The 8,472-nt window shown below is 43.9% G+C and carries 5 protein-coding genes and 1 CRISPR repeat array; all 5 genes read left to right on the top strand.

Annotated elements, in window-relative coordinates; translation table 11 throughout:
- The coding region (gene cas3f / locus HW45_RS03645) for a type I-F CRISPR-associated helicase Cas3f (protein ID WP_038224874.1) at nucleotides 1-2,741 on the top strand (2,741 nt) is incomplete at its 5' end.
- Nucleotides 2,742-3,007: 266 nt separating this feature from the next.
- On the top strand, nucleotides 3,008-4,303 hold the full coding sequence (gene csy1 / locus HW45_RS03640; protein ID WP_038224872.1) for a type I-F CRISPR-associated protein Csy1: 1,296 nt from the start codon (nucleotides 3,008-3,010) through the stop codon (nucleotides 4,301-4,303).
- Nucleotides 4,303-5,232 carry a type I-F CRISPR-associated protein Csy2 gene (csy2, locus tag HW45_RS03635; RefSeq protein ID WP_038224870.1) on the top strand — a complete coding sequence of 310 codons (930 nt, stop codon included), beginning with the start codon at nucleotides 4,303-4,305 and terminating at the stop codon, nucleotides 5,230-5,232. Before csy1 ends, csy2 begins: the two co-directional genes overlap by 1 nt.
- 11 nt (nucleotides 5,233-5,243) lie before the next feature.
- Complete coding sequence (gene csy3 / locus HW45_RS03630) at nucleotides 5,244-6,227, top strand: type I-F CRISPR-associated protein Csy3 (RefSeq protein WP_038224868.1); 984 nt, start codon at nucleotides 5,244-5,246, stop codon at nucleotides 6,225-6,227.
- Between the two features lie 2 nt (nucleotides 6,228-6,229).
- Complete coding sequence (gene cas6f / locus HW45_RS03625) at nucleotides 6,230-6,784, top strand: type I-F CRISPR-associated endoribonuclease Cas6/Csy4 (RefSeq protein WP_038224866.1); 555 nt, start codon at nucleotides 6,230-6,232, stop codon at nucleotides 6,782-6,784.
- Between the two features lie 137 nt (nucleotides 6,785-6,921).
- Nucleotides 6,922-8,270: direct repeats of the CRISPR family, unit length 28 nt; unit sequence CTTCACTGCCGAGCAGGCAGCTTAGAAA.
- Nucleotides 8,271-8,472: the final 202 nt, after the last annotated feature.

Raw genomic sequence — 8,472 nt, 5'->3', positions numbered from 1 at the left:
GACTCTGTCGCCGGCTTGCCCAATGTATTGTCTGGTTGATTTTATCTCATCACCGATTACCCAAATGTCTTGGGGACGGACCAAAACAAGACTTGAATAAAGTGGATTGCTGGCTAATCGGCTTTGGAGCTAATTGGAACGCACTTAACCACTACATAGATAAGTTTACCTCATCAGAAAGAAACGCTGTTACTGAGTTTCCTCACGGTACACCAATGCGAAGTTATAAATGGCGCAGTAAAGCCAAGGAGTTTGCGAAGCGCGCATTGAATCAAGCTAACTTGGTGGAGTACGCCTCCCTTGATAAAGCGTTTCCAATACACATTGCTCGCATGGCGTTGATGCTGGCTGATCATGCCTACTCTTCACGGGAGCCTACCACCTATTGGCAAGATGAAGACTACAACGCCTATGCCAATACCGACAAAGAAACAGGAAAGCCAAAACAAAAGCTTGATGAGCACTGCGTGGGCGTGGCTCATAATGCCTACATATTGGCGCGAACAATCCCCAAGCTTCGCGGCGTAATGCCTGCTATCACCAATCACAAAGGCTTCAAGCGTCGCAGTAAAATCAGTAAATTTCACTGGCAAGATAAAGCCTACGACTGTGCCTACAGCATTGCGGAGCAAACCGAGCAGCAAGGTTTTTTCGGTGTAAACATGGCGTCCACAGGCCAAGGTAAAACCTTTGGTAACGCACGTATTATGTATGGTCTTTCTAATCCGACAATCGGCTGTCGTTTTAGTGTGGCATTAGGCCTACGCACCCTTACCTTACAAACGGGTGATGCGCTGCAGCAAAGGTTGAACTTAGATAATGATGATCTTGCAGTGCACATTGGCTCTCAAGCAGTGAAAGAGCTGTTTTATAAACAAAAGCAGCAAGAAGAGCGAGAAAAATCAGAGAAGACTGGTGTAAGTGGCAGTGAGTCAGAGCAGATTTTTGCCGAACATGAATATGTGCGTTATGACGGCGAAGTTGATAATCAGTATTTACATCGTTGGTTAGAAAATAAAGGTGCCGTTCATAAGCTAGTGAGTGCTCCTCTTTCGGTTAGCACCATAGATCATATTATTCCAGTATCAGAAGGTGTTACAGGAGGCCAACAAATTGCGCCTATGTTACGCCTACTAACCAGTGATTTGGTTCTCGATGAACCGGATGATTTTTCGTTAGAAGACGACCCAGCACTTGCGCGTTTGGTGTATTTTTCAGGCTTACTGGGTTCTCGTATTCTACTGTCTTCAGCCACGCTACCGCCAGCGTTAGTCATGCATTTATTTGCTTGCTATCAAAGTGGTCGAGCCCAGTATAACCAAGTATTTGGCCAACAAATCGAGCGACCTGTTTCATGTGCATGGTTTGATGAGTTCGGGGTAAAATCAACCAGTGTTACTGGTGTTACCGAGTTTAGAACCAGTCACGATGAGTTTACAAAGCTTAGAGCAGAGAAGCTGAGCAAACATTCCGAGCATCTACATAAAGGTGACTGGCTGAAAATCGCAGAGAGTCCACTTCCGCGGCATCAAGTTATCGAGACCTTTGCTAAAACCGTATATCAAGGAATAACTCAGCTTGCCGTTGATCATAAAACAGTTTCTGAACAGCAAAGCTCTAAAGGGAAAACAGTATCGGCAGGTATTGTTCGCATGGCCAATATTGAGCCTTTAGTGGCTGTAGCAAAGCACTTGTTCGCAACCTCGCCACCTGAAAATACACGCATCCATTACTGTATTTATCATAGTCAGCATCCTTTAGCGGTGCGCTCGGCCATAGAGCAACAATTGGATGGGTTGTTACAACGTGACCGAGACGATTTGCAAGGGGTAATCAAAATGTCAGTGGTTGAAGCCGCATTGAAGCAATACCCCGAGCAACACCATATTTTTGTGGTACTCGCGACACCCGTGGCGGAAGTCGGGCGAGATCATGACTACGACTGGGCAGTGGTAGAACCAAGTTCTATGCGCTCGATAATCCAGTTGGCAGGGCGAGTGCAAAGACACAGACGGATTGAACCACAAAGTACCAATATTTTAGTATTAAATCAGAATGTTAAGGCTCTTAAAGGCAAAGATAAAGTAGCCTATTCAAAACCTGGGTTTGAAAGTAAGCAACCTTTTAGGTTAATAAAAAATGGTAACGAGAGGCCATGCCTTCAGCTTTCCTCCCATGATTTATGTTTGCAAATGGAAGCTTCCGAGTTACATGAGATTAGCTCTTCGCCTAGATTTGTAGAGCCTGATAAAAGTCAGTTGTGCACAAACAAAGGACAAGTGAATGGCTTTATCGAGTTAGAACATCTTGCTATGAATTTACAACTTAGAGACACCGTTAAGCCGTGGTATAGCAGTAGTAAGGCACATTTATTTGCGGAGTTCCAAAAGCAGACACCATTTAGGCAAAGTCACCCATCTATTAATTACATATGTATGTTGAATGAACTTGATGAGAGCCCAGTGTTCAAACAGTGGGATAGGATGTCGAATGAATTTATCGAGTCGGCAGGTTTTGAACCTTTTGGTGAGTTATTTGTGAATGATAGCAATTCAATTTGGGGGGCTGCGGAGTTGCCAAATGTTATTGAACAGCTATCTGAATGGCACGGTACCGATTTACAAGAAACCTGTATTCAGTTTGCGTCGGTTAGCTTACGAGCACCGCGCGAGAACGAGTTAGGCAAGCACTGGTTGTATCACCCAGTGCTCGGAATTTTTGAAGGTAAAGAAATGAGCTAAGTCAGTAAGCTACCTGTTCGGTAGTAAAAAAATAAAGCTTTACATACTTCTAAGCTGCTTTGACAGCAGTGTCATGATACTACATTGCAATACAGTCGAAATGGATTAGCTTGACATAGGTAGATGAGGTTGTATGAGTGCAAGGCAAGCAAAATATATTAATTTTCTATGGAAGTGTCTGAAAGCGATTGGATTAAAAATATTCATTCAATCCATAAAATGGCGTATTGAATATGTTGTTGATTTCGAACTATAAAGGATAGTGAATGCTAACTGAAAAGATAGAAGACTATATTTTAGAACGTTATAGAATAAAATCTGAGGCGCTTGATAAAGACTATGAAAAAGAACGTAGCCAGGCGACGACAGCATCAAGCATAGGGAGTATTGACGTCAAATTTGCAAATAAGCGAGAAAAACTACGTTTAGATTTTGATGCCGCAAGTTGGTTGGATAGCGCTGCCAAAAGAGCTTCACAGATCAGCATGGCAACGCATGCCATTAAATTGACTCATAGCTCAGCTAAGGGCACAAATGTTCTGGCTGTTGATTTAGGTCAAGACAACCGTTATTTGGATACTGCCGCACTACAAATGCCTGCAATTGACGCTGTAGGTAATGCTGCAGCGCTTGATGTTGCAAGGTTATTGCAACTATCGGACGACAACGGTAAGTCTTTGCTTGATTACTTGAAAATAGATGATGTATCGTCGTTGAAAGCCATTGCTAAAACGAATGCTCAGCTAGAAGAGTGGCGGATTGGTTTGAAGCAAGCTTTGCTCGATGCCACACCAAGCAGCCACACACTAGCAAAACAAGTTTATTTTCCCATCGCGAATAACGAGTACCACTTGTTATCTCCTCTATATTCTTCTTCACTTTCTCAAGCCATCTACCAAGAGATTAATCACAGTCGTTTTAGCCAAGAGATGGTCGCCGCCCGAGAGGCTCGTAAAAAACAAGTACCGCATTCTAAGCCTGTAGTGGCATACCCAAATCTAGCTATTACGATTATTGGTGGTTCTAAACCACAAAATGTATCACAGCTTAACTCTGGTCGTGGTGGTCGCAATTATCTATTTTCTAGTCGCCCTCCAGAGTGGCAATCGCAGCTTAAAGTGCCATTAAACATTGACAATATCTTTACTCATCCAGAGCTTCGCTATGCCACACGATTTACTATCAGGCGCTTAGTGAGCTTTTTGATCCAAGTGAATCAGCAAGAGCGAGAAAGTAACTTAGCTATCCGAAACAAAGTTAAGCGGTTAGTTGATGAAGTGATTGATGAGGTGTTTGCCAAAGTAAACCAATGGCAACAATTGCCTCTAGGGTGGAGTGACGATACCAACGAACTTCCGGTTGCTCAGTGTCGTTGGCTTGACCCTTGCAATCCCAAATGGGATCAGCATGATGACCTATGGCAGCAAAATATTGCTAAAGCCTTCGGTAGCTGGTTAGTCGCGAGTGTCAATCATTTTGCCAAAGATGCGTTCTCACTTGGCCTTGTGGAATCAAATCAATGGCAAGAAGCCTTTAAGCAAGCACTGTGGGAAATAAACTAATGACCGTACAATATCTTATTTTAAAAAATATACGCATCAGTAATGCAAATGCCATTGCTGGGTTTACTTATGGTTTTCCTGCGGTTACGCATTTTCTGGGTTATGTGCATGCACTATCACGTAAGTTACAACAAAGCCACGGTGTTCGTTTAGACGATGTCGGCATAATGTGTCACCAACATCAAGTTCATGCTTATCGAGAAAATCAATACGAACCTTATTCTTTTGCCTTGACTCGAAACCCATTAACAAAAGAAGGCAAGACAGCGCCAATCAATGAAGAAGGGCGTATGCACTTAACCGTTTCTTTAGTGATTAAAGCAAGCGGTATCAATATTGTTAGTGAACATATACAGGATGAGCAATGTGCGGCGATCAAAGCGTTGGCTGAAAGGCATAAGTTAGCTGGCGGGCACATTACTTCTATCGACAGTTGCGAACTGGCTAAGAGTGGTTGCCATAAAGCGCTCTTGCGTCCTTTATTACCGGGTTTTGTGCTGCGTGAACGTTCTGACTTATTGGCTGCTAAGAATGAGCAAAGTGGTAACTCTTTAAAGAACTGGTTGGACTTTTCAGCACTTAAATTTTCAGCGACAGACGAACCACTAAGTGACGTTGACGAAAGCGGTAAAGTGAAATGGAAAAAAGTAGCAATGCCCAAAGGTTACCTAGTGCCGATTCAAATTGGTTACAAGCAAATAGCACCAACCTACTCTGCCGGAGAAGTTGCCAATGTGCGTGACAACCAAACACCAGTGAGCTTTGTTGAGCCGGTGCACAGTATTGGTGAGTGGGTTGGATCGCCGAGTAAGCTCGAATCACTACAAGACATTATGTGGCAATACAGTTACCAAGTTCCGTTTTATGTTTGTCGGACTCAAGAAGTTACAGAGGATGGTACAATAGGTGATAACGGATTAGATTTTTAAGGAAAATAACAATGACAAAATTAACCACCCCTTCGGTACTGGCTTTCGAATCTAAACTTGCGTGTTCAGATGCCGTCATGTTGTCAGGGAACTGGCAAGATCGCACTGTAAAAAGTGGCTGGACAGCGATTCAAGTGACAGAAAAATCAGTACGTGGCACTATTTCAAATCGCTTAAAAGGCGCGAAAGCCAGCAAGATTGATGCAGAAGTAGAAAAAGCAAACCTACAAACCGTTGATAACGCGGCATTACCATTTAATTCCGACACATTAAAAGTCACCTTTACACTGCGTGTGTTGGGCAACTTAGCTGTGCCATCAACTTGCAACAACCCAGAATACCAGTCTGAGTTAGCTAATAAGATCGCTGCCTATGTTCAAGAAAATGGTTTTAAAGAGTTAGCGAAACGTTATGCAACGAACTTAGCAAATGGGCGTTTCTTGTGGCGAAACCGCGTGGGTGCAGAGCAAATTGAAGTACGTATCAACCACGGTGAACAACAATGGATATTCGATGCACAAGAGCTTGGTTTAACATCATTTGATCACAACAATGATAAATTAGAGCAAATATCATCTGTTATTGAGCTCGGACTATTAGGTGAAAAAGCAACGCTACTGACAGTAGAAGCTTACGTTCAACTTGGCGAAGCGCAAACTGTGTTCCCATCACAGGAGTTAGTAATGAACTCGGGGGATAAGAAAAGTAAGATCCTCTTTCAACTGAGCGGTCAAGCGGCAATGCACTCACAAAAAATTGGTAACGCCCTGCGCACCATTGATACATGGTACCCTCAAAGTAACGAGTTTGGTCCGATCGCTATCGAACCATATGGCAGCGTAACCAATCGCGGCATTGCTTATCGTAAACCAAAAGAAAAAAACGATTTCTATAACATCCTAGATAGCTGGATGTTAAAAGATAAAACACCATCGCTAAACGAGCAGCATTACCTAATGGCGATGTTGGTTCGTGGTGGCGTTTTCGGAGAGTAATTATGGATCACTACCTTGATATTCAAGTAGAGCCAGATCTCGAAATAACGGCGTCTGCGTTGTTGAATAACTTATTTGCTAAATTCCACCGTTCGATGGCTCAAACTTGCAATGGGCAGGTTGCAGTAAGCTTTCCTAAGCATGACCGAGTGCTAGGTGATGTACTGCGTTTACATGGCTCTAAGCCAGCTATTGAGTTACTTATGGAACAACCTTGGTTAAAAGGGTTGAGAGATTACACTCAAGTTGGCGACGTGCTGCCTGTTCCATCCGATCTAATTGGTTATCGCACCGTTTCACGAGTGCAAAGGAAAAGCCCACAAAACTTGCGTAAGCGATCCGTTGCAAAAGGTTGGTTAACAGAGGAGGAGGCTCGGCACAAAATTCCTGATACCAAACAACCACAATTGGATTTACCGTATTTGCAGCTGCGAAGCCTTTCAAATAAAAACGTATTGCGTATTTATGTGAAGCATGGAGATATCATTCAGGAAGCCGTGAGAGGAGAATACTCTAGCTATGGCTTTAGTTCCCAGGCGACCATCCCTTGGTTCTAGCTTTTTGACCCTATTTTTTCTTCTGCCCGTAACTCATTGATTTTTAAATGGTGGGCAAGGTATTTAAAAAATAGGGTTTTTCTCACTTTTTCCCATCAAGCTCTTTAATAATCAAGCTTTCAGCGATAAACTTAACACTTCACTGCCGAGCAGGCAGCTTAGAAATAAGTTCTATTACGGCGGCTCTAAATATCATGCTTCACTGCCGAGCAGGCAGCTTAGAAAAATGGATGGAATCGAGCTATCGCGTGGGCAACCTTCACTGCCGAGCAGGCAGCTTAGAAATACACAATCAGATAACGGCCATGACAAAGATTCTTCACTGCCGAGCAGGCAGCTTAGAAAATTCAAATTCTTCGCAATAATCATTTTTGGCTCTTCACTGCCGAGCAGGCAGCTTAGAAAATGACCAAAAGCGGTTTAATGCTTCCTCGCTTCTTCACTGCCGAGCAGGCAGCTTAGAAAAACGCGATAATGTGATGATGCCATTTGTACGTCTTCACTGCCGAGCAGGCAGCTTAGAAAGTAAGTGGTACGGTTGGCCCTGTTGTATCCGTCTTCACTGCCGAGCAGGCAGCTTAGAAAACAAAGATGAATCTCATGCCCAGCAACATTAACTTCACTGCCGAGCAGGCAGCTTAGAAACTGCTAATTGGGTACAAACACCACAAATCGCTCTTCACTGCCGAGCAGGCAGCTTAGAAAAACGAAAGTAGCAGTTGCATGAAATGGAGAGGCTTCACTGCCGAGCAGGCAGCTTAGAAAAAATTGCCGATCGAGTAATGGCGTTCGTCATGCTTCACTGCCGAGCAGGCAGCTTAGAAATGCTAACAGCTTTAAAAACTCGCTTAATCCTACTTCACTGCCGAGCAGGCAGCTTAGAAACTTTGCGCGGATCTGTAAGTTGAAAGTGTCGATCTTCACTGCCGAGCAGGCAGCTTAGAAATCTTGTGACTCGCGCAACAAATCATCTGCGAACTTCACTGCCGAGCAGGCAGCTTAGAAAATGAGCCAATCAACACAAGTCACTATTGGGACCTTCACTGCCGAGCAGGCAGCTTAGAAATGACAGACGTATAGGTATTGATTCTAAATGGACTTCACTGCCGAGCAGGCAGCTTAGAAACATGAATCCCACCTGCCCCAAAGTCAAAAGTGCTTCACTGCCGAGCAGGCAGCTTAGAAACGGTTTGCAAAGGTCCGCGTGGTGAAGTCAGACTTCACTGCCGAGCAGGCAGCTTAGAAAATGCATCCAACCCTGACGGCGGAGAATCGAGACTTCACTGCCGAGCAGGCAGCTTAGAAAAACACTCGCCTTAACGCCCCAAAGCGCTTCGTCTTCACTGCCGAGCAGGCAGCTTAGAAATGATAATCTAACGTACACATGATAGGATCGCTCTTCACTGCCGAGCAGGCAGCTTAGAAATTAGCTGCATAGTACCCTTGTAAGCTTTCTTTCTTCACTGCCGAGCAGGCAGCTTAGAAATTCGGGTGCTTCTTCATGAGATAGATGTTTCGAGAATGAATAGAAATGCTTCTTTATGACATTAAAAACACATTACACTTTGTACTGAATAAATGATAATTGTCCAAGGGTGTGCTGAAGCCGATCGCGGTAAACACACCTTTGTCCATCTTCGAGCTAGCTGATGCTGCTAGCTCAGATCTGTCGAGTAGACGACACTTGT

This window comes from Vibrio sp. ER1A, assembly GCF_000733315.1.
GTDB lineage: Bacteria > Pseudomonadota > Gammaproteobacteria > Enterobacterales > Vibrionaceae > Vibrio > Vibrio mediterranei.
The sequence above is the reverse complement of the archived record's forward strand: the minus strand, read 5'-3'. Positions and strand labels throughout refer to the sequence as shown.

What these genes read in the sequence shown, in the direction of transcription:
- csy1 (WP_038224872.1), top strand. Translation starts at nt 3,008, where the DNA reads ATGCTAACTGAAAAGATAGAAGACTATATTTTAGAACGTTATAGAATA.
- csy2 (WP_038224870.1), top strand. Translation starts at nt 4,303, where the DNA reads ATGACCGTACAATATCTTATTTTAAAAAATATACGCATCAGTAATGCA.
- csy3 (WP_038224868.1), top strand. Translation starts at nt 5,244, where the DNA reads ATGACAAAATTAACCACCCCTTCGGTACTGGCTTTCGAATCTAAACTT.
- cas6f (WP_038224866.1), top strand. Translation starts at nt 6,230, where the DNA reads ATGGATCACTACCTTGATATTCAAGTAGAGCCAGATCTCGAAATAACG.